The following is a 24,058-nucleotide window of genomic DNA, read 5'->3' as shown; positions in this document are numbered from 1 at the left end:
CGCGAGACCGGCATCGTGCCGGCCATGAACGCCGACAGCCGAACCTCGCCCGCCGAAAGCCTTGCTCCTCCAAGCCTCGCCGACTCAAGCCTCGCCGCCCCGCCCGCCGGCGGCGCGGAGGCCGGGCGCGCGCTCGCGGTGGTCGGGGTCAACCATGCGCTGCACGACGGCTACGCCGACCTGATCTACGTGCTCCTCCCGGTCTGGCAGGCGGAGTTCGGCCTCGGCTACGTCGCACTGGCGCTGCTGCGCTCGCTCTACGTCGGTGCGCTGGCCGGGTTGCAGATGCCGGCCGCCGCGCTCGCCCGCCGACTCGGCCTGCGTACGGTGCTGGTGCTGGGCACGTTCGTCGGCGCGGCGGGCTACGCGCTCGCCGGCGCCTCGGGCGGCCTCGTCGTCCTGTGCCTCGCGCTGGCGCTGTCGGGCGCCGGCAGCAGCACACAGCATCCGCTCGCCTCGGCGGTGATCGCCCGGGCCTACGGCGAGGCCGCCCGCGGGCCGCTCGGCACCTACAACGTCGCCGGAGACCTCGGGAAGGCGGCGCTGCCGCCCCTGGTCGGGTTCGTCCTCGCCTATGCCGGCTGGCGCCCGGTGCTCTGGCTCGTCGCCGGCCTCGGCGCCATGGTCGGCCTCGGGGTCGCCGTCCTGCTGCCGCGCGAGCCCGCCGCCCGCGAGGCGGCGCGGGGGGCGGCACAGGCGACCGCGCGGGTGGATTCCTCTCGCAGCGCGCAGAAAAAGTCCGGGTTCGGGCTGCTCGTGGCGATCGGTATGCTCGACAACGCGGCGCGCCCGGCCTTCCTCGTCTACCTGCCGTTCCTGCTCCAGGCGAAGGGGGCGGCGCTCGCGACGGTGGGCGTCGGGTTCGCACTCGTCGCCGTCGGCGGAGCGCTGGGCAAGGCGGCGTTCGGACGCCTCGGGGCCCGCTTCGGGGTGACGCGCAGCGTGATCCTCACCGAGGTGGGGACGGCGGCGGCGATCCTCGCCGTCGTCGCCCTGCCGCTGGCGCCCGCCATCGCGGTGCTGCCGCTGCTCGGCCTGCTGCTCAACGGCACCTCCTCCGTCCTCTACGGCACGGTGCCGGAGCTCGCGCCGGGCGGCCGGGTCGAGCGCGCCTTCGCGATCTTCTACACCTGCACCCTCGGCGGCAGCGCGCTGGCGACGCCGCTGCTCTACGGGCCGCTCGGCGACGCGCTCGGCCCGGGCCGGGCGACCATGGCTGCCGCGGTCACGGCGTTGGCGGTCGTCCCGCTGATGCTCGCCCTCGCGCCAAGGCTCGCGCCGCGGGAGGGCGGCCCCGGATAAGCCCCGTTCGGCGCCGGGCCCGGCGCGGGTGATCCGGCATGCGCAGACCAAGCCTGCAGAAGGAGACGAGATGAGGAACGACACGACCATCCGGACCGGCGGCTGCCATTGCGGCGCGGTGCGCTTCGCGGCGACGCTGGGCGACGGCTTCCGTTCGATCCGCCGCTGCACCTGCTCCAACTGCCGGATGCGCGGCGCCGTCGTCGCGATGGCGGAGGCGGGCGGGGTCGAGATCCTGCAGGGCGCGGCGGCGCTGACGAGCTACCGCTTCCACACCGGGACGGCGCAACACTTCTTCTGCGCGCGCTGCGGGATCTACACCCATCACCAGCGCCGGTCCGACCAAAACCTGTACGCGGTCAACGTCGCCTGCCTCGACGGGGTCAGCCCGTTCGATTTCCCGGAGGTGCCTGTGATGGACGGGATCAAGCACACCGGCGACACCGGGACGCCGACCCGGCGCGCGGGCACGCTGCGCTTCGTCCCGGCCGAGGACTGACGCCGCCGGCTCAGCGCCAAGTCAGCGCAAGCCGCGGATCGCCATCTCCTCGGGCGCCTGCTCGGCTTCGTCCAGCCGGGCGAGCACCTCGGCGAGGTCGACCGGGCGATAGTCTTGCGCGTCCACGCCCACGTCGCAGGAGCGGCTGGTGTCGGGCAGGCAGGCATGAGTGTGGCCGTAGAGGTGGCGGGTCTCGCGCCAGAAGCCCGGCCAGGAGCGATGCGGATAGTGCGACAGGAACAGCCTCCGCGACGTGCCGCCGGCGTCGACCACGCTGATGCGGGCGCTGTCCACCGGCGGCTGCGCCCAGGGCAGGTCGAGCACGCGGTTGGTGTCGTGGTTGCCGCGCACCAGCCGCTTCACGCCGTTCAGCCGGCGGAAGATCGCCGCGCAATAGTCTCGGCTGGCCTCGGCGGCGAAGTCGCCGAGGTGCCAGACCTCGTCCTCGACGCCGACGCGGGCGTTCCAGCGGGCGACCAGCGCCTCGTCGTGATCCTCGACCGAGCCGAAGGCGCCGCGCCGGCGCCGGACGAGGTCGGCATCGCCGAAATGCGTGTCGGCCGTGAAGTAGGTCGCCATGGGGTTTCGGACCGGTCCTCGGCCGCCCGGGCCCGTGCGCCCGGCAGAGACCCGAGATGGCGCCCGTCGCCGGCAGCGCCAGCCGACGCGGCATCGGACCGCGCTCCCGCGCCGCGCCTCAGGGCGCGTGACGCGGCGGCGGCTCCTTCTCGAGCCCGAGGAGGCCGGCGAGCTGCCCGCGGGCGCGGCTGACCCGGCTCTTCACCGTGCCGACCTGGCATTGCAGCCGCACCGCGGCCTCCTCGTAGGTGAGGCCCTCGGCGCCGACGAGGAGGAGCGCCTCGCGCTGCGTCGCCGGAAGCGTCTCCATGACCGCGTAGAGGCGTTTGAGGGTGACGACGTCCTCCTGGTCCGGCACCGCGGTCAGCTTGCCGGCCTGGACGCCGTCGGCATCCTCCACCTCGCGCTTGCGCTTGCGGATCTCGGTGTAGAACTGGTTGCGCATGATCGTGAACAGCCACGCCACCAGGTTCGAGCCCGCCTGGAACCGGTGCTGGTTCATCCAGGCCTTCATCAAGGTTTCCTGGACCAGGTCGTCGGTCCGGCTCATGTCGCCGACGAGCGAGAACGCGAAGGTGCGCAGCGCCGGGAGAACGGCCATCAGGTCGTCGCGGAACGCCGTGGTCGGCGTCTCGCCGCGGCTCGCGAGCACGTCCTCGAAGCGGCGCACCAGGGCGCGCAGCGGCTCCGGCAAGGCGTCGCCCGCCGGCAGGGCGAAGTAGGCGCGCAACTCGCCGCCGAGATGGTTGCGGACGACGGCCGCGACGTCGACCGCGCCCAGCTCGGCGTCGAAGGTTTCGTCCCGGCCGTTGGAGATGGCTTGCGTCATGCCGATGGAGCGTCCCAAGGTTCTCACGGTCAAGCTCTTTTGAGCCGGTCTAAGGTAATTGCATATTAAATTCTGAGCCGGTGATGAACGGTCCTTAACCGTGACCGACTCCGACGGAACGTTGCTTTAGCAACGAACCCCTTTGCTCTGGCCTCATCGTGGCCCGGATGGTGAAGGCGGGCAATCGAGGCGGGGCGGGACTTTAGGGCGGGTGCGCGGCACGGGCCGCGCATGGCTGTCGCAGGTGGGTCTCAAGTCGGAACCGATCCGATCAGGCCCGATTTCATCACGGGCAACCTTCTCGCGCGGGGAAGGTTGAGGTATCTATTCATCATGTCTCGCCGAGTTTCCTATCGCATCCACGACCGGGACGACGGTCTGTTCGACGCAGCCGCCACCGTCGCGCCCGACAAGACGTATAGGCGCGAGGGCTTCGCCTCGCTCGCCGACGCCGAGGAATGGATCGATGGGCTGCGCGTCCTGATGGCCGCGATCGGCGCGCCGGTAGTGCAGGCGCAACCGGAGCCGGGCCTGCGCGATGCCCCTCCCCTTCCGTTCAGCGCGGCGCGCGCGACCGAACCGAAGACGGCCGGCGCCCGGCTGCGGCGCTTCCGCGATGCGATGTCCGCCTCCGAGGACGAGGCGGACTGAACCACCGACTGTGCGGCGGCCTCCCCACGGAAGAGCCTCCATCCGGCCGGGCAGTACGGCCTTGCCTTCGGAGCCGGGCGAACCAGACTGCGTCGGGCGAGCGCGGCCGATCCGGTCCGCGCGAGGAAACCGCCGATGGTCCGAACCCGAACCGGCGCGCGCGTGCTCGTCGACCAGCTCCTGGCGCAGGGCGTCGACTGGCTGACCTGCGTCCCCGGCGAGAGCTACCTCGCCGTCCTCGACGCGCTCTACGACACGGACGTCGACGTGCTGGTCTGCCGGCAGGAGGGCGGGGCCGCGATGATGGCCGAGGCGGCGGGCAAGCTCACCGGCCGGCCGGGCGTCTGCTTCGTCACCCGCGGCCCCGGCGCCACCAACGCGTCGGCGGGCCTCCACGTGGCGCAGCAGGATTCGACCCCGATGATCCTGTTCGTCGGCCAGGTCGCCCGCGGCATGCGCGACCGCGACGCCTTCCAGGAGATCGACTACCGCGCGATGTTCGGCACGGTGGCCAAGTGGGTCGTCGAGGTCGACGACGCCGCGCGCATCCCAGAGCTCATCGCCCGCGCCTTCCGGGTGGCGATGCAGGGGCGCCCCGGCCCGGTGGTGGTGGGGCTGCCGGAGGACATGCTCGACGACGCCGTCGCCGTCGCGGACGCGAGGCCCGTCGCGCCGGCGGAGCCCGCGCCCCGGCCGGAGGACGTTTTCGCGCTGCGCCGGATGCTCGATGGCGCGCAAAAGCCGGTCGTGCTCGTCGGCGGCTCGCGCTGGAGCGAGGCGGCGCGGGACGACCTCGTCGCCTTCGCCGCGGCCGAGGACCTGCCGGTGGCGACCTCGTTCCGACGCGCCCACCTGTTTCCCGCCGACCATCCGAACTACGCCGGCGAGCTCGGCATCGGCCCGAACCCGGCCCTCGTCGCGCGCATCCGCGAGGCCGACCTGCTGCTGATGGTCGGCGGCCGCCTGTCGGAGATGCCGGCGCAATCCTATCGCCTGCTCGGCATTCCCGATCCCGGCCTGCCGCTGGTCCACGCCCACCCGGATGCGAACGAGCTCGGCCGCGTCTACCAGCCGACGCTGGCGATCCAGTCCGCGCCCGGCCCGCTCCTGGCGGCGCTGCGGGCGTCGCCGCCACCCGTCTCGAACCCACACGGCCGGGCGGCGGCGGCGCATGCGAGCTACCGCGACTGGTCCGAGCGCCCGGCCCCGACGCCTGGCGCCTTCCAGTACGGCGAGGCCGTGACGTGGCTGCGCGAACGGCTGCCGCCCGATGCGATCCTGTGCAACGGGGCCGGCAACTTCGCCACCTGGATCCACCGCTACTACCGGTTCCGGCGTTTCCGCACCCAGCTCGCGCCGACCTCGGGCTCGATGGGCTACGGCGTGCCCGCCGCGATCATGGCCAAGCGCATCCGGCCCGAGCGCATCGTGGTCGCGCTCGCGGGCGACGGCGACGTGCTGATGACCGGCCAGGAATTCGCGACCGCCGTGCAGTACGCGATCCCGATCCTCGTAGTGGTGCTCGACAACGGCATGTACGGCACCATCCGCATGCACCAGGAGCGCACATATCCCGGCCGCGTCTCCGGCACGCGGCTGGGCAACCCGGACTTCGCCGCCCTCGCCCGCGCCTATGGCGGCCACGGCGAGCGGGTGGCGCGGACGGAGGAGTTCGCGCCGGCCTTCGAGCGGGCGCTCGCCTCCGGGCTGCCCGCGATGCTGCACTGCCTCGTCGACCCGCAGGCCCTGACGCCGACCCAGACGCTCGACGCGATTCGCGCCGGGGCGGTGGCGCAGGGCAAGGGAGAGCAGAGCAAGGGAGAGCAGAGTAAGGGCGCCGGCGGTTGACGCGTCGTCCGCCTGCGCCCGCATCGTCAGAAGATCGAGATCAGCAGGATGCCGGCCACCATCAGCGCGGCACCGCCGAGCCGTGACGGGCCGGCCTTGACCTGCTTCATGCCGACCCAGCCGAAATGGTCGAGCGCCACCGAGGTCAGCAGGTTGGCGGTGATCAGGAGGCCGTTGAAGGCGCCGGCGCCGACCGTGTCGACGAAGAGCAGGCCGCCGAACACCGCCACCGCACCGGTGATGCCGGCCAGCGGCATCCACCAGCGCACGCCCTCGACGTCCTCGCGCTTCGGCAGCGGGGTCGGGCGCACCAGGAACACCAGGGCGAACACGAACACCACCGGCAGGAACGAGACGGTGGCCGCGAGCCAGGGGTTCACGAGCGCGCCGCGCAGCTGCGAGTTCCAGACGACGCCCACCGCCTGCAGGATGCCGGCGACGACGATGAACGGGTAGAGCAGCTTCGGGTTGAGGCCGTGGCCCTCGTCCTTTTCGCCGCCCTTGTCGGCGGTGGTGCGGGCGATGAACACCACGCCGACCGCCATCAGCAGCCCGCCGAGCCACGGCAGCGGCTTGAAGCCGCCGCCCTGAAGCCCGAACAGGCCGAGCGAATCCATCGCGAGGGAGGCCAGGATGTTGGCCGTCAGCGTGAGGCCGTTGAACGGCCCGGCGCCGACCTTGTCGATGAAGGCGAGGCCCCCGAACACCGCGACCGCGCCGGCGACGCCGCCGAGCGGCGCGTACCAGGGCATCTTGCCCAAGGTCTCGAGGGTCGGCAGCGGGGTCGGCATGATGAAGAACAGCGTCGCGAACACGAAGACGATCGGCGCGAACGACACCGTCGCCGCGAGCCACGGGTTCACCAGCCGCCCCCGCAGCTGGGCGTTCATGGAGTTGCCCAGCGCCTGGAGGGCGCCGGCGACCAGGATGAAGGGATAGAGCAGGGCGGCGTTCAAGGGCGGATCTCCGGTCCGAAAGACGGGGTTTTGACGCGAGAGGTCAGACGAGGAGCAGGCCGGCGAGCGCCAGCAGGAGGGCCGGCGGCATCACCAGCAGGCCGAGCTTGAGGAAGCGCCAGAAGCCGACATCCTCGCCCTCGCGCCGGATCGCGGTGAGCCAGAGGATCGTGGCGAGCGAGCCGGTGACCGAGAGGTTCGGCCCGAGGTCGACGCCGATCAGGATCGCGGCGGCGATGGTCTTCGAGACCGCGGCGGCGTGGACCGCGGCCCCGGCGAGCAGCCCCGCCGGCAGGTTGTTGACGAGGTTCGAGCCCACCGCCACGACAACGCCCGAGCCCCAGGCGGTGCCTGCCGGGTCGACCTGGGCGTAGGCCTTGAGCTGGTCGGCGATCATCTTGAGGACGCCGGACTTCTCCAGCGCCTCGACCAGGACGAACAGGCCGGCCACCAGCGGCAGCACGCTCCACGACACGTCCTTCACCACCGCGACGAGGCCGCCGCGCTTGATCGCGAGGACGACGAGGGTGGTGGCCAGACCCGCGATGAAGGTCGGCAGGCCGAGCTCGATCCCGGCCGCCGACGACCCGATCAGCGCAACCGCGGTGGCGACGATGCCGGCACCCGCAACCTTGCCGCCGAGCCCGAGCGACGCGGCCTCGACGTCGGTGGCGATCTCCTGGCTCTTCAGGACGCCGTTCTGCGTGACGCGCAGGACGAGATAGGTGGTGACGATCGCCAGCACCGAGGGCAGGCCGAAGGTCTTGAGCCATTCCCCCAGCGGCGGCATGTGGTCGGCGAACACGACGAGGTTGGCCGGGTTCGAGATCGGCAGCACGAAGCTCGCCGCGTTGGCGATGAAGGCGCAGATGAACAGGTAGGGCAGCGGGTTCTCGACCTTCGCCGCCTTGGTGGCGGCGTAGACCGCCGGCGTCAGCACCACGGCGCAGGCGTCGTTCGACAGGAACACCGTCACCACCGTGCCGACGACGTAGACCAGCAGGAACAGCCGCGTGGCCGAGCCCTTGGCCATCCGCACCGCGATCGTCGCGAGCCAGTCGAACAGGCCCTCCTTCCGCGCGATCTCGGCGAGCAGCATCATGCCGACGAGGAACAGGTAGACGTCCGTCCCCTTGGCGACGCCGTCGAGCGCATCGTGCCACGGCAGCAGCCCGAGGACGACGAGGAGGACGGCCCCGAGCACCGCCCAGACCGCCTCCGGCCATCCGAACGGCCGCAGGATCACGCCGAGCGTCGCGGCGCCCGCGATCCCCCAGGTCGCGAGGTTGGGTGTCATGGCCAGTCCAGCGATCACGTCGATAGTCCCCCGGCGCCCCGCAGGGCGCATTGCGTCTCGAAAGCCTGGTGTCAGGCGCTCACCACTTGCGCCCGGCCCGGTTGGGCCCGAGCTGGTCGCCGCGCACGCCCTTCTCGGGCCACGCATCGACTCGCGGCACGTCGCTTCCGGGCTTCGTCGGGATCGAAAGCGCAAGGTCCGGGTCGTCGAAGACGGTGACCGGCTCGATCACGTCGGTGTCGACGAGATCCGGCCCGTGCCCCTTCCAGTCCGGATGGACGGCCTCGACTTGGATCTCGGAGGCCCCCTTCGGCCAGGGAAGCCATGCCTCGTAGACGCGCCCCGTCACGAGGGTCATCAGGTGCCATGCGCCGGTCCCGGCGCGGCAGTGGACGTATTTCGGCGGCACCTCCGACAGCACGACGGCGCGGACCTTGATCCGACCCCGCTTGATCCCCTTCATGCCGGTGTTCCGCTTGGACGTCGGCCGCGTCGCCACGCGCCGGTCGGCGGGGCTGGTGATCAGCACGAACGGCCACGGCCGGTCGAGGGGCTTGAAGCGCCAGCTCGTCACCGGCCCATCGATCGCCGACACCGCGTAGCCGACCGAGCCGTCCTCGTTCTGCCCGACCGAGCGCGCCGCCGCGTAGAGCGTGCGGCCGTCATGCGCGAGTTCGTTGTAATGGGTGTGGCCCATTTCCACGAGGCGCACGCCCGCCTCCCAGAAGAGCCCTCCGACGTCGGCCCGGTCGTCGGGCTCGCGCAGGTCGTCGGGATAGGCGTGCATGAAGACCGCGACGGGGACCCCGTCCTCGGCCGCCCGCACCAGCGCCTCGCTGAGCCAAAGCGTCTGATGCGGCCCGAGCCGGAAATCGAGGCCGATCCCCTTCCGGCCGTAGCCCGGGCTGACGATGTCGACGAACAGGCAGCGGACGCCGCGGATGTCCTCGCACGCGCAGTAATGCGGAATCTCCGCCGTCGGCCATGTCTCGACCGGCGATCCCACCGGCGGCTGGTCGAGCGTCCAGATGCGCGGCGGTTCCAGCGCCCGCGACGCCAGGAGCCCGGCATGGAACGCCTGGAAGTCGTCCATCGCCCCCTGCTGGCGATCGTGGTCGCCGGGGATCAGACGGACCGGCAGTTGCGGATGCCGGGCGAGGGCGTCGGCGAGGATCGCGTATTCGCAGGCCCAGCCGTTCTCGGCGAGGTCGCCCGGCAGGTAGACGAAATCGAACAGGTGCCGCGGCGCGATCGCCGCGATCTGATCGAGGATCGCGCGGAAGTCGTCGGCGTTCCGGGCGTCGGGCGTCGTGAGGTGAAGGTCGCCGACATGCAGGAACACGAGCGGTTCGCGGGTCGGCGTCCTGCTCGCGGCGTTCGGCGGGGGCTCGTGCGGCATGGGGGCGGTTTCGTCCACGGTCTGTCCGATCAGGCGGTCGCGGGCATCGCGGACGACATGCCGCCGTCCGAGCCGCCCCCGACCGCGGCCTCGTCCCGCGTCTCGGGCATCAGCGTCAGGTAGAGGACGAAGCCGAGCCCGGCGGTCGCCGCCAGCGCCAGGAACGCGGCCGAGTAGCCCGCCGAGACGATGATCAGGCCGGCGAAGGTCGCGCTGAACGCGGCGCCGAGCCCCTGCGCGGTCGCCACCGCGCCCTGGGCCGCGTTGAAGCGTCCGCCGCCGCGGGTCAGGTCGGCCACCACCACCGGGAACAGCGCGCCGTAGACGCCGGCGCCGACCCCGTCGAGGAGCTGGACGCCGACGAGCCAGAACGGGTTGTCGGAGAGCGTGTAGAGCAAGCCGCGGAGCGCCAGCACGCCGAAGGCCGCGAGGAAGATCGGCTTGCGCCCGATCGCGTCGGCCTTGGCGCCGACGAACATCGCCACCGGCACCATCACGCATTGCGCGGCGACGATGCAGATCGCGATCAACGAGGTCGCGTGGTCCTTGCCCGACAAGTGCGTGAGGAGCTGCCCGACCGAGGTCAGCATCGCAGCGTTCGACAGGTGGAACAGCGCGCACAGGCCGGCGAAGAGCAGCAGCGGCTTGTTCTTGAGCAAGGTGGCGAGGCCCGACGGCGCGTCGTCCTTGCCCGCCGCGTCCCGGGCCGCCTCCTGCTCCTTGGTCATGCCGCGGGCGAGGTCGTCGTCGATGGCGTCGGCCGGCACCAGCAGCATCGCGCCGACGGAGCAGACGGCGAGCCCCCCCATCAGCCAGAACACCACGACGGGTCCGAAGAAGTAGGCGAGCCCACCCGCGAGGGCGGCGGAGACGGCGTTGCCGGCATGGTTGAAGCCCTCGTTGCGGCCGATCCGCCGCGAGAACATCTTGGGGCCGACGATCCCGAGGGTGATGGCGGCGAGCGCGGGCGGAAAGATCGCCCCGGCGACGCCCGCCACCGACTGGGTCGCGGCGACGAGGTAGAAGTTGCCGATGAAGGGCAGCGCGAGGCAGCTCGCCGTCACCGCGAGCGCGGCGGCGATCACCACGGCGCGCTTGGCGTTGGTGCTGTCGATGAGCACGCCGGCCGGCGTCTGCGCGATCAGGCCGGCCACGCCGGCGATCGTCATGATCAGGCCGGTGGTCGCCTCGTTCCAGCCCTGGTCGGGCCCGCGCACGGCGATCAGGTAGATCGCGAGATACGGCCCCAGGCCGTCGCGCACGTCGGCGAGGAAGAAGTTGAGGGCGTCGAGCCCGCGCAGGGTCTTCGCCGTCGGCGCCGGGTCGGCCGTGCCGCCCCTCGCCCCCGCTTGTGTCGTGCTCACGCCGTCCCCCCTCGTCCGTCCTGCGGCCGGGCGGATCGCTCCGCTCGGCCGCGTGCTCAAGTCCTCGACCGCGGCGGTGTTCCGCCCCGGTCGACCGATTAGGCCGCCTCCGCGGAGGCGGACTTGGAATCGGTCTTCGCTTCGGTCTTGGGCTTCGGCTCGCGCACCGTGCCGTCGCGGTCGACGTGCAGGCGGACGGCGCGGCCGTCCTTCTCGGCCGGCACCTCGACGTGCTTGGGCTTGCGCTCCGGCTCGCCTGTGACACGGTAGCCGGCGGCCTCGGCGGCAGCGGTCGCGGCGGCGGGGTCGCCCTCCGAACCGGCGTGCTTGTCGGGCCAGGTGACGGCGTGCACCGTGCCGTCGGCGGTGGTGAGCCGCGCGACCTTGATCTCCGAGGGCTTCTTCTCGCCCTCGACGGTCACCGCGTCGCCGACGCGGAGCGCGACGCCCTCGGCGCCCTTCGGCCCGAGGTCGGCGAGTTGGCGTCCGTCGGCGCCCTCGATGGCGAAGCGGTGGCCGAAGACGCCCCAGACGGTGCCGGCGGCTTTCATGGTGGTCATGCGTGTCTCGACGGGTTGAGGAACGTTGGGTTCAGCGCGGAGGCGGCGGAGCGTCCGGCGGTGGCGGCGGCGGCGGCCCAGGGTCGATCTCGGTCATCGCCCCGGCGGAGGCGCCGACGGCGTGCGCCTCCATCACCGTGCCGAGGGCGGTGCGCAGGAGGATTCCGCGGACGGTCAGGGATCGCCCGGCCTGGAGCTCGACGCTCCAGCGCTCGGCTTCCCGCGGCGGCAACCGCACCTGCGTGCCGTCCTCCAGCAGGACGCCGTTGATCTCGCCGCGCTTGCCGTGCAGCGCCATGCCGACGCGCCCGCTCACCGTCGTCTCGGCGCGGTCGCGCCGGGGCGGGCCGAGGTCGGCCACCGTCGCCCCGGTGGCGTCGTTGCGGATCAGGCTGCCATCCACCAGCGGCAATGCGCGGGCCTTGAGGCCGTGGATCGTGACGGCGTCCCCCGGGCGCACCGCGAAGACGAGCTGCGCGCTGAGATGGGGCGGCGCCTTCACCTCGGTGCCGTCGGTAAGGATCAGGCCGTCGACGTCGCCTCGCGGCGTCAGCGTGTACTGCCGCACTGTCCCGCGAGTCTGAGGCAAGCCGCTCGGATCGAACACCGACTGCGCCGTCGCACCGCCCGATGACGCGGCGAGCGCCAGGATCGCGGACGCGATGAGCGTTTGACCGTGTCGCACGAAGCCTCCCTGTCGCAATGACATCACGGGAGGGCCATGGCACCCTCCGTGCCACGGACAAAAAGCTTACGGATCAGACAGTTGCGCGTGCAACGGTCAAGCTCGACCGTCGGGATTCACGACGGCATCCGTCGGAATATCGGACAGGTCGGTCCCGTCCGGCGGTGCGCCGAGGCCGTAGCGCTCGATCTTGGCGTAGAGCAGCTGTCGCTGGATGCCGAGGCGCCGGGCCGCCGCGGTGCGGTTGCCGCCGGCCGCCTCCAGGGCGGCTGCGATCATCGCGGCCTCCAGCCGCGCGACGGCGCCGGGCAGGTCTCCGGAGAGCCAGTCCACCGGCTCGGGCTTGCGGGAGGCGGCGGGCAGGTCGAGGTCCTGCGCGTCGATCGCGTCGCCGCGCACGAGCACGCCGGCGCGCTCGATCACGTTGCGCAGCTCGCGCACGTTGCCCGGCCAGGCATGGCCGAGCAGCCGCGCGGCGGCCGCCGCGGTCAGGCGCTTGCCCCCGAGCCCGGCGCCGGCCAGGAAGTGCTCGGCCAGCGGCAGGATGTCGGCGAGGCGCTCGCGCAGGGGCGGCAGCGCGATCGGCACGACGTTGAGGCGATAGTACAGGTCCTCGCGGAACGTGCCGGCGGCGACCATCCCCGGCAGGTCCCGGTGGGTGGCCGCGACCACGCGCACCGCGACGGCGACCGGGCGGCCGCCCACCGGCGCCACCACCTTGTCCTGGATCACCCGCAGGATCTTCGCCTGCATCTCGCGCGGCATGTCGCCGATCTCGTCGAGGAACAGCGTTCCCCCCTGCGCCTCCCGGAAGGCGCCGGGCCGGTCCGTCACCGCGCCGCTGAAGGCGCCGCGGACGTGGCCGAACAGCTCGCTCTCGAGGAGGTCGCGGGGGATCGCGGCGCAGTTGACCGGGACGAAGGCCCCGGTGCGCCGCCGGGCGTAGGTGTGGAGCGCGCGTGCCACCAGCTCCTTGCCGGTGCCGGTCTCGCCGCGGATCAGGATGGTCGCGTCGCTGTCGGCGGCCAAGCCGATCGTCTTCTGGACCCGCCGCATCCCGGCGCTCGACCCGACGAGGCCGTCGCCGGGGCCGGGCTCGACGGCAGAGCTCGACGGGATCGCCGGCCGTTCGAGCATCGCCGCCAGCACCGCCGCAAGGTCGGCCCGGCCGACGGGCTTCGTCAGGTGGTCGTGCGCGCCGAGGCGCATCGCCTCGATGGTGTTGCCGGCGTTGGCGTAGGCCGTGAGCACGGTGACCGGCGGGGGGCTGTCCTGCGCGCGGATGCGGGCGAGCACCGCCATGCCGTCGAGGTCGCCCGGCATGCGCAGGTCGAGGAGGATCGCGGCCACCCGCGGCTCGGCCGCCAGCCGCGACAGCGCGTCGCGGCCCGACGCCGCCACGAGGGGGCGATGGCCGAGGTCGGCGATGGTCTCGGCCAAGCTCTCGGCCAATGCCGCGTCGTCGTCGACGATCAGGATCAGCGCCATCTCACAGCCATGGCAGGTCGATCTCGAAGGTGGCGCCGACGGTCGATTCCATCAGCCGGACCTCGCCGTCGTGGGCGCGGGCGATCTCGCGCACGATGGCGAGGCCGAGGCCGGTGCCGTCGGGGCGCCCGGTGGCGAAGGGCTCGAACGGCTCGGCCCGGATCGCGGCGGGGACGCCCGGCCCGGTGTCGGACACCGTCAGCAGCAGGCGCGCGCCGCCGCCCTCCCCGACCCGGGCGGCGGCGAGCCGGACGAGGCCGCCCTCGGGCACGTGCTGGAGCGCGTTGAGCACGAGGTTGTCCAGCGCCCGGGCGACCTGGCCGGCGTCGATCGAGACCCGGGCGCCGGGCGGCAGCCCGTCGGTCTCGACGGCGAGCCGCACGCTCTGCTCCCGGGCGAGGTCCTCGTGCAGGTGGGCGCTGGCCTCGACGAGGGCGGCGACGTCGGCGGGCGCCCGCACGGGGGGCCGCGTCTGCGTCAGCCCGAGGAGGTCGGCGAGGAGGCCGTCGATGCGCGCGACCTGCTGCAGCACGGTCTCGATGGCGCCGCGGGCGCGGGCCGGGTCGCCGCTCGCCAGGGCGTTCTCGGCCTTGAGGCGCATGGCCGACAGGGGGTTGCGGATCTCGTGGGCGACGCTCGCCGACAGGCGCCCGACCGCGGCGAGCTTTTCCGCCGCGACGGCGCGCCCTTGCGCCTCGCGCAGGCGCGCGCTCGCTGCGTTCAACGCATCGACGAGGCGGTCGAGCTCCGGCTCGCCGGTGGGCGCGAGGTCGGGCAGGTCGCCGCGCTCGGAGCGCGGCGCGGCGAGCTGAGCCTTCAGCCGGGCGATGTGGCCGGAAAAGCCGTAGAGGAAGCGGCCGAGGAACAGGGCCGAGCCGAGCACGGTGGCGGCGAGGAAGGCGAAGCCCGCGAGCAGCTGCCGGTAGGCTGGGCCGTGGTCGGTCTGGATCCGCGCCATGGTCCAGGCGGTCGCGCCGGCGATCGGGCCGCGCAGCGGGCAGGCCTGGAGCAACAACGCCTGAGTCCGGCTCGGGCGGCGGAGCGCCGCGGGCCGTTCGGTGCGCAGCGCGTCGGCGTTGATCTGCGCGATGCTCTCGCGCTCGGCCGACGGCAGGTCGGTCTTGGGCCCGGTGCCCTCGTAGGTCGGGAAGGCGTAGGCGACCGAGCCCTCGGCGGCGGTCCAGACCCCGCCCTCGACGCCGGGCGACCGGGCGAGCGCCACGCTCACCGCGTCGGCGAGGTCGGCGCGAAGGCTGGCGTCGACGATCCGCGTCGAGGCCATCGCGCCGGTGACGAAGGCGGTGCGGTCGACGATCTCGCGGCAGGCGCGGGCGACCGCGACCTCGGCCTGGCCGACCTGCACGTCGGCCGACTGACTGTAGAACGCGAACAGCAGGTAGCCGGTGGCCGCGGCGGAGGCGAGAAGCAGCAGCCAGAGCGCGAGCAGCCGCGCCCGCAGCGAGCGCGGGATCACCGGCCGCGCCATCGCCGGCCTTGCTCGAAGCGGATCTCGCGCACCGGGCGTCGTCGCCCCCCTCAACGGCCGGGCGCCACCGCCTCGGATGCTGCCGGTCGTCGCATGTTCCGCCCGGCCGACCAAGCGGACGGAACGCCTTGCGATGTTCGGTCCCCAGCGCGCCGCTCTCGCTTGACCGCCCCGGCGGTTTTCGACAGGGTCCGCGGAGCTGCAATCCGCGGTTCCGGCGAGGGCCGCCGCACTGGACGATCCGCAAAAGCTCCCGATGGCGTCAGGCGACGAGACGGCTCCCGGGCCCTTCACGATCTGCCGCGAGGACGAGCCGGTGCCGGCAGCCCTGCGCGGCGCAGTCGCGGGGATCGGCAACTTCGACGGGGTCCACCTCGGGCATCGCGAACTGGTGGCCGCAGTGCGCGAAGCCGCCGCCGAGACCGGCGCGCCCTCGGCGATCCTCACCTTCGAGCCGCATCCGCGCGCCTACTTCGCCCCCGACAAGCCGATGTTCCGCCTCACCGGCGTCGCCGCCCGCGAGATTGTCTTCCGCCGGCTCGGCCTCGACGGGGTGATCGTGCGCCGGTTCGACGCGGGACTCGCCGGCACCGGCGCGCGCGACTTCGTAGAGCGGCTGCTGCGTGACGACCTCGGCCTCACTGGCGTCGTCGTCGGACACGACTTCCATTTCGGGCGCGGACGCGAGGGCACGCCGGCGATGCTCGCGGCGCTCTGCGCCGAGATCGACCTGTCCTGCCGCGTCGTGGCGCCGGTGGCGCACGGCGGCGAGGCCGAGCCGGTCTCGTCGAGCGCGATCCGGCGGGCGCTGGCGGAGGGCGACGTGGCCCGTGCCAACGCGCTGCTCGGCTACCGCTGGTTCGTGCTCGCCACCGTGCGGCACGGCGACAAGCGCGGGCGCACGCTGGGTTACCCGACCGCCAACCTCGCCCTCACCGAGTGCGCGCTCGCCCACGGCATCTACGCGGTGCGCGTGCGCTTGCCCGACGACACGATGCGCGACGGCGTGGCGAGCTACGGCCGCCGCCCGACCTTCGACGACGGCGCGCCGCTCCTGGAAGTGAACCTGTTCGGCTTCTCGGGCGACCTCTACGGGCAGGAGATCGCGGTCGAACTCGTGGGCTTCATCCGCGGCGAGGAGCGGTTCTCGAGCGCCGAGGCGCTGATCGCCCGGATGGACGTCGATTCGGCCGAGGCGCGCACGATGCTCGCCGCCGACCGGACGCCGTCGATGCTCGGCTGAGCCGCCCTCAGGGCGCGGCGGCCAAAGCCAGGGCCGCGTGCCGCAAATCCTTCGCGTCGTGGCCGCCGCTGACGGCGTAGGCCGAGTCGCCGGTGGTCCAGGCGAGCGTCGCGCCGTCGCCGGCATCCTCCACGTCGGTGGCGAGCCCGGCCGCCTGCACGAGGCCGGACGAGCGGCGCCGGGTCGCGAACAGCGAGACCTCGCCGAGGTCGCCGGCGGCGAACGCCACCTCGATCCCGGTGCCGCTGCGGGCGGGAAACACCTGCACGTCGCGCACGGTCCAGCCGTCCGGCAGGGCGGGGAGCGCGATGCCGGTGGCGGCCGAAAGCCGGTCGCGGTCGTAGGCCGGCGCGCCCTGCGCGCCGATGCGGGCGCGCAGCCGAGCCACCTCGCGCGCCTGCTGCGCGTCGGCGACGAGGGCCGGGTCGACCGGCGACGCGAAGGTGTCGGGCACGCCGAACTGGCCGACCTCGCTGTGCGCGAGCCAGCCGGCGCCGACGAGCACGGCGATCGCTGCCGCCCGCTTGAGACGCGACGCGAACGAGCTCCAGCGCAGCGACCGGTCGAGGCGGCGGGCGGCGAGGCGTAGCCGGTCGGGCCCCGGGCCCGGCGACGGGGCGAAGGATTCGCGCAGCGCGTCGCGGTCGTGCATCTCGGCCATCACCCGGGCGGCGACGTCGGGGTGGCCGGCGAGGTACGCCTCCACGTCGAGGCGGCGCATCACGTCGAGCTGCCCGTCGACGAAGGCGATGAGGTCGGTGTCTGCAATCGGGTCGGTCATCGCGCTCGTCCTGTCGTCTCGTTCGTCGTCCTCGACGCGGGGCGCCGCCCTGCCGCCCGTTCGTCTCGTCGCGCCGGGGTGCCTACCGCGTCCGGCGTCGTCCCGTTCCGCGGGGTCAGAAGTCCCCGACGGCGCGACGGAAGTAGGGGGCGTCGCCCGGCCCCTCGGTGCGGCCGTCGCGGGCGACGAGGCGCAGGCCCGGCCGCTCCGGCCCGCGCGCACGCGGCTCCTTGGCAGCATTTCCGGGAGCTTTCCGCGCCGTGCCCTCCCGCGCGCCGCCCTCGCCCTCCTCGAAGGCGCGCAACGCCGCCCGGCCGCGCCCGAGACGCGACATCAATGTGCCGATCGGGATGCCGAGAACCGCCGCCGCGTCGGCGTAGGCCATGCCTTCGAGGGTGACGAGGTGGAGGGCGGCGCGCTGCTCCTCGGGGAGCGTCAGGAAGGCGCGGCGGATCTGGGCGAGGCGGACTTGGCCCTCCTGGGCCGGCGGCGCCACCTCCTCGTGCATCTGCACCAGGACGTCGGCGTGGCGGGTCTCGACGCGCTTGCGGCGCTGGTCGTCGATGAAGACGTTGTGCAGCACCGTCATCATCCAGGTGCGCAGGTTGGTGTTCGGCCGGAGGCTGCCTTCCGCCTCCAGCGCGCGGACCAGCGTGTCGTGCACGAGGTCGTCGGCCCGCAGGGTGTCGCGGGTGAGCGAGCGCGCGTAGCGCCGTAGCGGCACCAGCAGGTCGACGATGTCGGGACGCTTGGTCTTGTCGGCGATCATGGAGCGTAAACGGACCCGCGCGCGGCTTTAATCCACCCGCGCAGCGAGAATCCCGTTTGAGACGATCCCGCGCGGAGCGCCTACTGATACGCCTTCTGCAGGTCGAGGGAGCAGTCGCGGCCGATCTTCTCGTAATGCTCGGCGAGCCAAGCCTGCGCGGCGCCGCGGCCCTTGTCGCGCAGGCGCTGGAACACGCGCCAGCGGGCGTCGAGCTTCGAGGCGGCGTTGTAGTCCTCCAGCGCGTCGGTGCCGTCGATGCGGTGGACCAGCACCCGCTGGTACTGGCCCTGGCCGAGCACGCCCTCCTCGATCAGCCCGTCGACGAAGTCGATCGCGCGCAGCTCGCGCATCAGGTTGGCGTTGAAGGTGATCTCGTTCAGCCGGTCCTGGATCTCCTTCTCGGTCCGCGGGGTCTCGCGACGCTCCACCGGGTTGATCTGCACCAGGACGATGTCGCGGGTCACCGCGCCGCGATGCAGCGGATAGAGCGGCGGGTTGCCGAGGTAGCCGCCGTCCCAATAGGGCACGCCGTCGATCTCCACCGCCTGGAACACGGTCGGCAGGCAGGCCGAGGCCATCAGGTGATCGACGGTGAGACGTTCGCGCTCGAACACCGCGAGCTTGCCGGTCCAGACGTTGGTGGCCGAGACGAAGACGCCGGCGGTGTTCGATTCGCGCAGGCGCTCGAAGTCGACCTGGGCGGCCAGCGCCTTGCGCAGCGGGTTGATGTTGAGCGGGTTCGAGACGTAGGGGCTCGGCGTCAGCACCTTCGACCAGAACTCGATCACCGGGTTGCCCTTCAGGGCACCGAACATCCCGTGGAACAGGCTGCGCTGGCCGGGGGAGAAGTCTCCGTCGAGGCTGACCTCGCGCCAGAACCGCTCCAGCCCGGCGCGGGCGCCCTCGGGACCGCCCGCGAGCCAGCCGTCGATCATCACCACGGCGTTCATCGCGCCGGCGCTCGCCCCCGTCACCGCCTCGAAGCCGAGGCGCCCGTCCTCGATCAGCGCGTCGAGGACGCCCCAGGTAAAGGCGCCGTGCGCGCCGCCGCCCTGAAGCGCGAGCGCCACGTTCTTCTCGGCCCGCGGCCCTGCGAGCACGTGGTGCGACGGGTGCGCGGAAGGGCTGTCGGCGATGCCGTCGGAGACCGGCTCGGGCACGGCGGTGGCCGGGTTGTCCGGCTCGGGACGATCGGTGGAGGACTTTGAGGTCAACGTCATCATCGCCTCGACATGGGTTGTTGCACTGCAATATCAACGCACGCACCGCAGCATTTTCCTACGGACGTGGCGGCGGCGCAAGCGCGGCGAACGCCCGACGGTTCCGCGAATCGGCCCTGCCGGAGGCGGGGCGATCGGCGGTGTCGGCATCGCAGGGGCACGCTCGGAATCCGACGGCGGAGCGCGCGATCCCGTTGGCGGGCAACGCCTTTCCGGGGCACGCGGAGAACGATCGGCCTGAGCTGTGGCGTGCGCGAACTCGACATCGCCGGGCGGATGCGACATGACACGCGCGGTGCAGACATGCAGGGCCGCGGGATTGACGCGGTCATGCGTCAATCGCAGCTAAACGATCGAGGGCGTAACGCGATCGCATGCTGCGCGCAGCCGCCGGCCGATCGCGCCCCGCGAAACACCAAGGCCTTGAACGAAGGTCCACGATGGAAGCCATGCAAGCCGCCAGCCTCGACCAGAACCCGCTCGCCGCGCAGGTCGCGGGCCTGACCGGACCGGAGATCGCCGGGCCGGCTCCGCGGCACCGCACCGTCGGCGTGCGCGTCGGCGAGGGCGAAGGCGCGGTGATCGTCGGCGGCGGGGCACCGGTCGTCGTGCAGTCGATGACCAACACCGACACCGCCGACATCGACGCCACGGTGGCGCAGGTCGCCCAGCTGGCGCGGGCCGGCTCGGAGCTGGTCCGCATCACCGTCGACCGCGACGAGGCCGCGGCCGCCGTGCCGAAGGTGCGCGAGCGCCTCGACCGCATCGGCTGCCACGTGCCGCTGGTGGGCGACTTCCACTACATCGGCCACAAGCTCCTCTCCGACCATCCGGCCTGCGCCGAGGCGCTGGCGAAGTACCGGATCAACCCGGGCAACGTCGGCTTCAAGGAGAAGAAGGACGTCCAGTTCTCGACGATCATCGAGCAGGCGATCCGCTACGGGAAGACCGTGCGCATCGGCGCGAACTGGGGCTCGCTCGACGAAGCGCTGCTCACCCACCTGATGGACGAGAACGCGAGGCTTCCCCGGCCGATCGACGCCCGCGCGGTGATGCGCGAGGCGATGGTGCAGTCGGCGCTCTCCTCGGCGGAGCGCGCCGTGGAGCTGGGCCTGCCGAAGGACCGCATCATCCTCTCCGCCAAGGTCTCGGCGGTGCAGGACCTGATTGCGGTCTACCGCGAGGTCGCCCGCCGCTCGGACTACGCGATCCACCTCGGCCTCACCGAGGCCGGCATGGGCTCGAAGGGCTTGGTCGCGGCGTCGGCCGCCATCGGCGTGCTGCTGCAAGAGGGCATCGGCGACACGATCCGCTACTCGCTGACGCCGGAGCCCGGCGGCGACCGCACCGTCGAGGTGAAGGCCAGCCAGGAATTGCTGCAAACCATGGGCTTCCGCACCTTCGTGCCGATGGTCGCGGCCTGCCCCGGCTGCGGCCGCACCACCTCGACCACGTTCCAGGAACTCGCCCGCGACATCCAGAACTGGATCGTCACCTCGATGCCGGAGTGGAAGAAGACCTATCCGGGCGTCGAGGGCCTGAACGTCGCGGTGATGGGCTGCATCGTCAACGGACCCGGCGAATCGAAGCACGCCGACATCGGCATCTCGCTGCCGGGCACCGGCGAGACCCCGACTGCGCCGGTCTTCATCGACGGCAAGAAGGCGATGACGCTCCGCGGCGCGACCCTGGCCAAGGACTTCGAGACGGTGGTGATCGACTACATCGAGCGCCGCTTCGGCCAGGGCGCGCGCAACGCCGCGGAGTAGGACGGCCCGATTGTAAAGCGTCACACGCGCTCTTCCCTCCCCCCTCTGCGGGGGAGGATGGGCCTCGCGTCAGCGAGGGTCGGGAGAGGGGAGCGACCTTTCCGGACAACGCGCTCCCCTCTCCAGACCCGCTGCGCGGGCCACCCTCCCCCGCAGAGGGGGAAGGAAGAGCGGCTTGGGAACCGCCCTGTTCCCGCTCGGGCGCCGGCGTGATAGCAGGGCCTCGAAGGCCCCGTGAGCGGCGGGCCCCGCGACCGCGCGGGTTCATTTCACGCACACGGTCGCATCCTCCGGTGGGACCTTCGATGCGCCACACCGCGAAACGCCGCGCAGGCCTGAGCCTCGAACGCACCCGATGACACACCCTGCCACACCGAGCGGTCCTGCCGCTCAGCCCGGCGCCGTGCCGGACAAACCCGCGGCGACCGCGCCCGGGGCCGCGAGCCTGCCGGCCGGCACCCTCGATCCCGTCGAGGGGCAGAGCCAGGGCCATGCCGCCCCGGGGCTGTGGACGCTGGCGGTCGGCTCGGTCGGCGTGGTCTACGGCGACATCGGCACCAGCCCGCTCTACGCCTTCCGCGAGGCGTTGGTGCCGGCCCGCTACGACAACATCCTGCTGCCCGAGGAGGTGCTCGGCACCGCCTCGCTGATCCTGTGGGCGCTGTTCCTGATCGTGACGGTGAAGTACGTCGCGATCCTGCTGCGCATGGACAACAACGGCGAGGGCGGCATCCTCTCGCTGATGGCGCTGGCGCGGAAGGCGCTCGGCGGATCGCGGATCGTGTTCGCCCTCGGCCTGCTCGGCGCGGCCCTGTTCTACGGCGACGCGGTGATCACCCCGGCGATCTCGGTGCTCTCGGCGGTGGAGGGTTTGAAGCTCGTCACGCCGGCCTTCGAGGGCTCGGTGCTGCCGATCACCGTGGCGATCATCCTGGCGCTGTTCCTCGTGCAGAGTCGCGGCACCAGCAAGGTCGCCGCCTTCTTCGGCCCGGTGATGGTGGTGTGGTTCGCGGCCCTGGCGTTGGCGGCCGTGCCGCACATCTTCGGAAACCTCGCGGTCTTCAAGGCGCTGAACCCGTGGTACGCCGTGCACTACCTGCTCGGCCACGGCACCGGCGCGCTCGTGGCGCTGGGCGCGGTGTTCCTGGCCGTCACCGGCGCGGAGGCGCTGTTCGCCGACCTCGGGCATTTCGGACGGCGTCCGATCCAGATCGCCTGGATCGGCCTGGTCTTCCCGTCGCTGGCGCTGAACTACCTCGGCCAGGCGGCCCTGGTGCTGGAGAAGCCCGACACCACCGACCCGTTCTTCCAGCTGTTTCCCGAATGGGCGCTGCTGCCGATGGTGATCCTCGCGACGCTGGCCACCGTCACCGCGAGCCAGGCGGTGATCACCGGGGCGTTCTCGCTGTCCCGGCAGGCGATCCAGCTCGGGCTGCTGCCGCGGCTTGAGATCCGCCACACCTCCGAGTCGCATTCGGGGCAGATCTTCCTGCCGCAGATCAACGTGCTCCTGATGGTCGGCGTCGTGGTGCTGGCGGTGGTGTTCCGCTCGTCCTCGGCCCTGGCCTCAGCCTACGGCATCGCGGTCACCGGCACGATGCTGCTCACCGCGAGCATGACCTTCCTCGTGGTCTGGCGGCTGTGGCGCTGGTCGCCGGTGGCGGCCGCCGCCTTGATGCTGCCGTTCATCGTCATCGAGTTCCTGTTCCTGCTATCGAACCTGCTCAAGGTGCTGGAAGGCGGCTACGTCCCGCTGCTGCTGGCCGCCGGCCTGATCGTGCTGATGTGGACCTGGGTGCGGGGCGTCACGATCCTGTTCAACAAGACCCGCAAGACCGACGTGCCGATCCTCGAGCTCGTCGGCATGCTGGAGAAGAGCCCGCCGCACCACGTGCGCGGCACCGCGGTGTTCCTGACGAGCGACCCCGAGATCGCGCCGGCGGCGCTGCTGCACAACCTCAAGCACAACAAGGTGCTGCACGAGAAGAACGTCATCCTCACGGTCGAGACCGTCGACACCCCCCGCGCCAACGGGCCGGACCGGGTGCGGCTCGAGCCGATCGGGCCGGGCTTCTTCAAGGTCGTGATGAAGTTCGGCTACATGGAGACGCCGAACATCCCCAAGACCCTCGTGCTGTTGCGCAAGCAGGGCTTCAAGTTCGACATCATGGCGACGTCGTTCTTCCTGTCGCGCCGCTCGATCCGCCCCGCCGCCCATTCCGGGATGCCGCTGTGGCAGGACCGGATCTTCATCACCCTGGCCAAGAACGCCAACGACGCGACGGACTTCTTCCAGATCCCGACGGGCCGGGTCGTGGAGGTCGGGACGCAGGTCACGGTCTGAGGCTTGGTGCCATCCGACGCTTGCCGGTCAGAGCGAGGCTTGCCGGTCGGAGCGAGGCTGCCGTCAGAGCGAGGCTGCCGTCAGAGAAGGTCGGTCGGCACGCCCAGAGCCGCGCCGGCTTCCGCCAGGCGCTTGTCGAGCGTGGCGAGAACCAGGCCTTCGTCCATGACGATCGCGAGGTGCAAGGCATCGCCCGCTCGTAGGCCCAGCCGCGCCTGATCGGTGCATCGCGCTGCGGATCGAAACGTCGCTCCGGTCACAGGCAACATTCGGAACGAGGCGGACGAAAGCTGTGCGAAAGCGGCAAGCGCCACGGATCGCCGCACTCCATCGATTGCGCCTGTTCGGACCTTGATCGAAAGCGCTGCCGAGAATTCCGTTACGACCCAAGCACTGATGGCAAGGTCGTCGGCCCTCTGGGCGGCGAGCCATTCTTGCATCCGTCCCGTGTTCGCTTCGGTAGTCAGCGCTGCAACCAGGACGGACGTATCGAGGTAGGGCATCAATAGCGCTCGTCGTCGCGCATCGCCCGAATGAAGTCTGCTGCACCTTCGTCTTGGAACGGCATCTGTGCCGTGACCGCCCTCAGGGCGTCGAGATCGACCTTCCGCTTCGGTTCCGACACGGCGCTCAGCCGCACGACTTCTCGTCCGCGGCGGGTGATGGTGACGGCTTCACCTGCGATGACCCTATCGACGAGGGCGCTGAGATGCGCCTTCGCTTCGGCAAGGCTGACCGTCGCCATAGAAACCTCCACCCACCTTCATGACCATTCAGATAGTCATTTAGTCCAAGAGCCGCATGGCGACAATCTTCCAGACGATCTCGAAGCCCGATTCCCATTGCGTGCGCCACCGCACACGGCATGCCCCCGGCGCCGGGCTCGCGTCGCGTGCGGTCGTTTGCCCGCGTTGCACCGCGGAGCGGGCATGCCGTAGATTGAATTCATTCTGAGAACGACGTGCGGACCCGGGGGGCGTCGCGGTTCG

Annotated in this window: 22 protein-coding genes; 7 read left to right on the top strand and 15 right to left on the bottom strand. The window is 71.9% G+C overall.

The window, feature by feature from the left end; genetic code table 11:
- Positions 1–15: 15 nt before the first annotated feature.
- Positions 16–1,302: an MFS transporter gene (locus FV234_RS05555; protein WP_246686122.1), complete on the top strand. Its 1,287-nt coding sequence runs from the start codon at positions 16–18 to the stop codon at positions 1,300–1,302.
- A 70-nt stretch (positions 1,303–1,372) separates the two neighbouring features.
- Positions 1,373–1,801, top strand: coding sequence for a GFA family protein (locus FV234_RS05550; protein ID WP_147828326.1), 429 nt, complete (start codon positions 1,373–1,375; stop codon positions 1,799–1,801).
- Positions 1,802–1,822: 21 nt separating this feature from the next.
- Here the strand turns inward: FV234_RS05550 and FV234_RS05545 are convergent, their stop codons facing one another.
- Both FV234_RS05545 and FV234_RS05540 read right to left on the bottom strand, forming a co-directional pair.
- Complete coding sequence (locus tag FV234_RS05545; protein ID WP_147828325.1) at positions 1,823–2,380, bottom strand: metallophosphoesterase; 558 nt, start codon at positions 2,378–2,380, stop codon at positions 1,823–1,825.
- 118 nt (positions 2,381–2,498) lie between these two features.
- Positions 2,499–3,209, bottom strand: a complete 711-nt coding sequence (locus tag FV234_RS05540; RefSeq protein WP_147828324.1) for a sigma-70 family RNA polymerase sigma factor — start codon at positions 3,207–3,209, stop codon at positions 2,499–2,501.
- A 333-nt stretch (positions 3,210–3,542) separates the two neighbouring features.
- Here FV234_RS05540 and FV234_RS26080 point away from each other — a divergent pair, with 333 nt between their 5' ends.
- Positions 3,543–3,860 carry a hypothetical protein gene (locus tag FV234_RS26080; protein ID WP_187273589.1) on the top strand — a complete coding sequence of 106 codons (318 nt, stop codon included), beginning with the start codon at positions 3,543–3,545 and terminating at the stop codon, positions 3,858–3,860.
- 135 nt (positions 3,861–3,995) lie between these two features.
- On the top strand, positions 3,996–5,708 hold the full coding sequence (locus FV234_RS05530; protein WP_147828323.1) for a thiamine pyrophosphate-binding protein: 1,713 nt from the start codon (positions 3,996–3,998) through the stop codon (positions 5,706–5,708).
- A gap of 26 nt (positions 5,709–5,734) precedes the next feature.
- On the opposite strand, the gene FV234_RS05525 is transcribed toward FV234_RS05530, so the two are convergent.
- The 8 genes from FV234_RS05525 to FV234_RS05490 form a co-directional block, all read right to left on the bottom strand.
- Positions 5,735–6,664 (bottom strand): DMT family transporter, encoded by a 930-nt coding sequence (locus FV234_RS05525; RefSeq protein WP_147752215.1) that lies wholly within the window; start codon positions 6,662–6,664, stop codon positions 5,735–5,737.
- 43 nt (positions 6,665–6,707) lie between these two features.
- Positions 6,708–7,961, bottom strand: coding sequence for an arsenic transporter (locus FV234_RS05520; protein WP_147828322.1), 1,254 nt, complete (start codon positions 7,959–7,961; stop codon positions 6,708–6,710).
- Between the two features lie 79 nt (positions 7,962–8,040).
- Entirely contained in the window at positions 8,041–9,378 is a 1,338-nt protein-coding gene (locus tag FV234_RS05515) for a metallophosphoesterase (RefSeq protein WP_246686121.1), read from the bottom strand.
- An 11-nt stretch (positions 9,379–9,389) separates the two neighbouring features.
- Positions 9,390–10,724, bottom strand: a complete 1,335-nt coding sequence (locus tag FV234_RS05510) for an MFS transporter (RefSeq protein ID WP_147828320.1) — start codon at positions 10,722–10,724, stop codon at positions 9,390–9,392.
- A 98-nt stretch (positions 10,725–10,822) separates the two neighbouring features.
- Positions 10,823–11,284, bottom strand: a complete 462-nt coding sequence (locus tag FV234_RS05505) for a hypothetical protein (protein WP_147828319.1) — start codon at positions 11,282–11,284, stop codon at positions 10,823–10,825.
- Positions 11,285–11,315: 31 nt separating this feature from the next.
- Positions 11,316–11,969, bottom strand: a complete 654-nt coding sequence (locus FV234_RS05500) for a hypothetical protein (RefSeq protein WP_147828318.1) — start codon at positions 11,967–11,969, stop codon at positions 11,316–11,318.
- A gap of 96 nt (positions 11,970–12,065) precedes the next feature.
- Positions 12,066–13,457, bottom strand: a complete 1,392-nt coding sequence (locus FV234_RS05495) for a sigma-54 dependent transcriptional regulator (protein WP_147828317.1) — start codon at positions 13,455–13,457, stop codon at positions 12,066–12,068.
- Position 13,458: 1 nt separating this feature from the next.
- The gene (locus FV234_RS05490) at positions 13,459–14,943 is read right to left on the bottom strand and encodes an ATP-binding protein (RefSeq protein WP_238270965.1); all 1,485 of its coding nucleotides are present in this window, start codon (positions 14,941–14,943) and stop codon (positions 13,459–13,461) included.
- A 256-nt stretch (positions 14,944–15,199) separates the two neighbouring features.
- Between FV234_RS05490 and FV234_RS05485 the strand changes: the two genes are divergently transcribed.
- Positions 15,200–16,186 (top strand): bifunctional riboflavin kinase/FAD synthetase, encoded by a 987-nt coding sequence (locus tag FV234_RS05485; RefSeq protein ID WP_147828316.1) that lies wholly within the window; start codon positions 15,200–15,202, stop codon positions 16,184–16,186.
- Between the two features lie 7 nt (positions 16,187–16,193).
- Here the strand turns inward: FV234_RS05485 and FV234_RS05480 are convergent, their stop codons facing one another.
- The 3 genes from FV234_RS05480 to FV234_RS05470 all read right to left on the bottom strand — a co-directional run bounded on the left by FV234_RS05480 (position 16,194) and on the right by FV234_RS05470 (position 18,956).
- A complete protein-coding gene (locus FV234_RS05480) occupies positions 16,194–16,967 on the bottom strand; it encodes an anti-sigma factor (protein WP_147828315.1) in 774 nt (257 codons plus the stop codon).
- A gap of 115 nt (positions 16,968–17,082) precedes the next feature.
- Positions 17,083–17,736 (bottom strand): sigma-70 family RNA polymerase sigma factor, encoded by a 654-nt coding sequence (locus tag FV234_RS05475; protein WP_147828314.1) that lies wholly within the window; start codon positions 17,734–17,736, stop codon positions 17,083–17,085.
- Between the two features lie 80 nt (positions 17,737–17,816).
- Entirely contained in the window at positions 17,817–18,956 is a 1,140-nt protein-coding gene (locus tag FV234_RS05470) for a patatin-like phospholipase family protein (protein WP_147761796.1), read from the bottom strand.
- A gap of 449 nt (positions 18,957–19,405) precedes the next feature.
- On the opposite strand from FV234_RS05470, the gene ispG reads away from it, so the two are divergent.
- A complete protein-coding gene (ispG, locus tag FV234_RS05465; RefSeq protein WP_147752206.1) occupies positions 19,406–20,725 on the top strand; it encodes a flavodoxin-dependent (E)-4-hydroxy-3-methylbut-2-enyl-diphosphate synthase in 1,320 nt (439 codons plus the stop codon).
- 355 nt (positions 20,726–21,080) lie between these two features.
- Entirely contained in the window at positions 21,081–23,069 is a 1,989-nt protein-coding gene (locus FV234_RS05460; RefSeq protein ID WP_147828313.1) for a potassium transporter Kup, read from the top strand.
- 80 nt (positions 23,070–23,149) lie between these two features.
- On the opposite strand, the gene FV234_RS05455 is transcribed toward FV234_RS05460, so the two are convergent.
- Together FV234_RS05455 and FV234_RS05450 are read right to left on the bottom strand one after the other, a co-directional pair.
- Positions 23,150–23,572, bottom strand: a complete 423-nt coding sequence (locus FV234_RS05455) for a type II toxin-antitoxin system VapC family toxin (protein ID WP_147828312.1) — start codon at positions 23,570–23,572, stop codon at positions 23,150–23,152.
- Positions 23,572–23,814 carry a type II toxin-antitoxin system prevent-host-death family antitoxin gene (locus FV234_RS05450; RefSeq protein WP_147752203.1) on the bottom strand — a complete coding sequence of 81 codons (243 nt, stop codon included), beginning with the start codon at positions 23,812–23,814 and terminating at the stop codon, positions 23,572–23,574. Before FV234_RS05450 ends, FV234_RS05455 begins: the two co-directional genes overlap by 1 nt.
- Positions 23,815–24,058: the final 244 nt, after the last annotated feature.

The sequence above is a fragment of the Methylobacterium sp. WL8 genome, from assembly GCF_008040045.1.
Lineage (GTDB): Bacteria > Pseudomonadota > Alphaproteobacteria > Rhizobiales > Beijerinckiaceae > Methylobacterium > Methylobacterium cerastii.
This window is presented reverse-complemented; position numbering and strand designations above follow the sequence as displayed.

Coding starts and splice junctions, on each gene's coding strand:
- FV234_RS05545 (WP_147828325.1), bottom strand. CDS start 2,380: ATGGCGACCTACTTCACGGCCGACACGCATTTCGGCGATGCCGACCTC.
- FV234_RS05470 (WP_147761796.1), bottom strand. CDS start 18,956: ATGACGTTGACCTCAAAGTCCTCCACCGATCGTCCCGAGCCGGACAAC.
- FV234_RS05490 (WP_238270965.1), bottom strand. CDS start 14,943: ATGGCGCGGCCGGTGATCCCGCGCTCGCTGCGGGCGCGGCTGCTCGCG.
- FV234_RS05485 (WP_147828316.1), top strand. CDS start 15,200: ATGGCGTCAGGCGACGAGACGGCTCCCGGGCCCTTCACGATCTGCCGC.
- FV234_RS05460 (WP_147828313.1), top strand. CDS start 21,081: ATGACACACCCTGCCACACCGAGCGGTCCTGCCGCTCAGCCCGGCGCC.
- FV234_RS05505 (WP_147828319.1), bottom strand. CDS start 11,284: ATGACCACCATGAAAGCCGCCGGCACCGTCTGGGGCGTCTTCGGCCAC.
- FV234_RS05495 (WP_147828317.1), bottom strand. CDS start 13,457: ATGGCGCTGATCCTGATCGTCGACGACGACGCGGCATTGGCCGAGAGC.
- FV234_RS05540 (WP_147828324.1), bottom strand. CDS start 3,209: ATGACGCAAGCCATCTCCAACGGCCGGGACGAAACCTTCGACGCCGAG.
- FV234_RS05480 (WP_147828315.1), bottom strand. CDS start 16,967: ATGACCGACCCGATTGCAGACACCGACCTCATCGCCTTCGTCGACGGG.
- FV234_RS05550 (WP_147828326.1), top strand. CDS start 1,373: ATGAGGAACGACACGACCATCCGGACCGGCGGCTGCCATTGCGGCGCG.
- FV234_RS05450 (WP_147752203.1), bottom strand. CDS start 23,814: ATGGCGACGGTCAGCCTTGCCGAAGCGAAGGCGCATCTCAGCGCCCTC.
- ispG (WP_147752206.1), top strand. CDS start 19,406: ATGCAAGCCGCCAGCCTCGACCAGAACCCGCTCGCCGCGCAGGTCGCG.
- FV234_RS05455 (WP_147828312.1), bottom strand. CDS start 23,572: ATGCCCTACCTCGATACGTCCGTCCTGGTTGCAGCGCTGACTACCGAA.
- FV234_RS05520 (WP_147828322.1), bottom strand. CDS start 7,961: ATGACACCCAACCTCGCGACCTGGGGGATCGCGGGCGCCGCGACGCTC.
- FV234_RS05475 (WP_147828314.1), bottom strand. CDS start 17,736: ATGATCGCCGACAAGACCAAGCGTCCCGACATCGTCGACCTGCTGGTG.
- FV234_RS26080 (WP_187273589.1), top strand. CDS start 3,543: ATGTCTCGCCGAGTTTCCTATCGCATCCACGACCGGGACGACGGTCTG.
- FV234_RS05530 (WP_147828323.1), top strand. CDS start 3,996: ATGGTCCGAACCCGAACCGGCGCGCGCGTGCTCGTCGACCAGCTCCTG.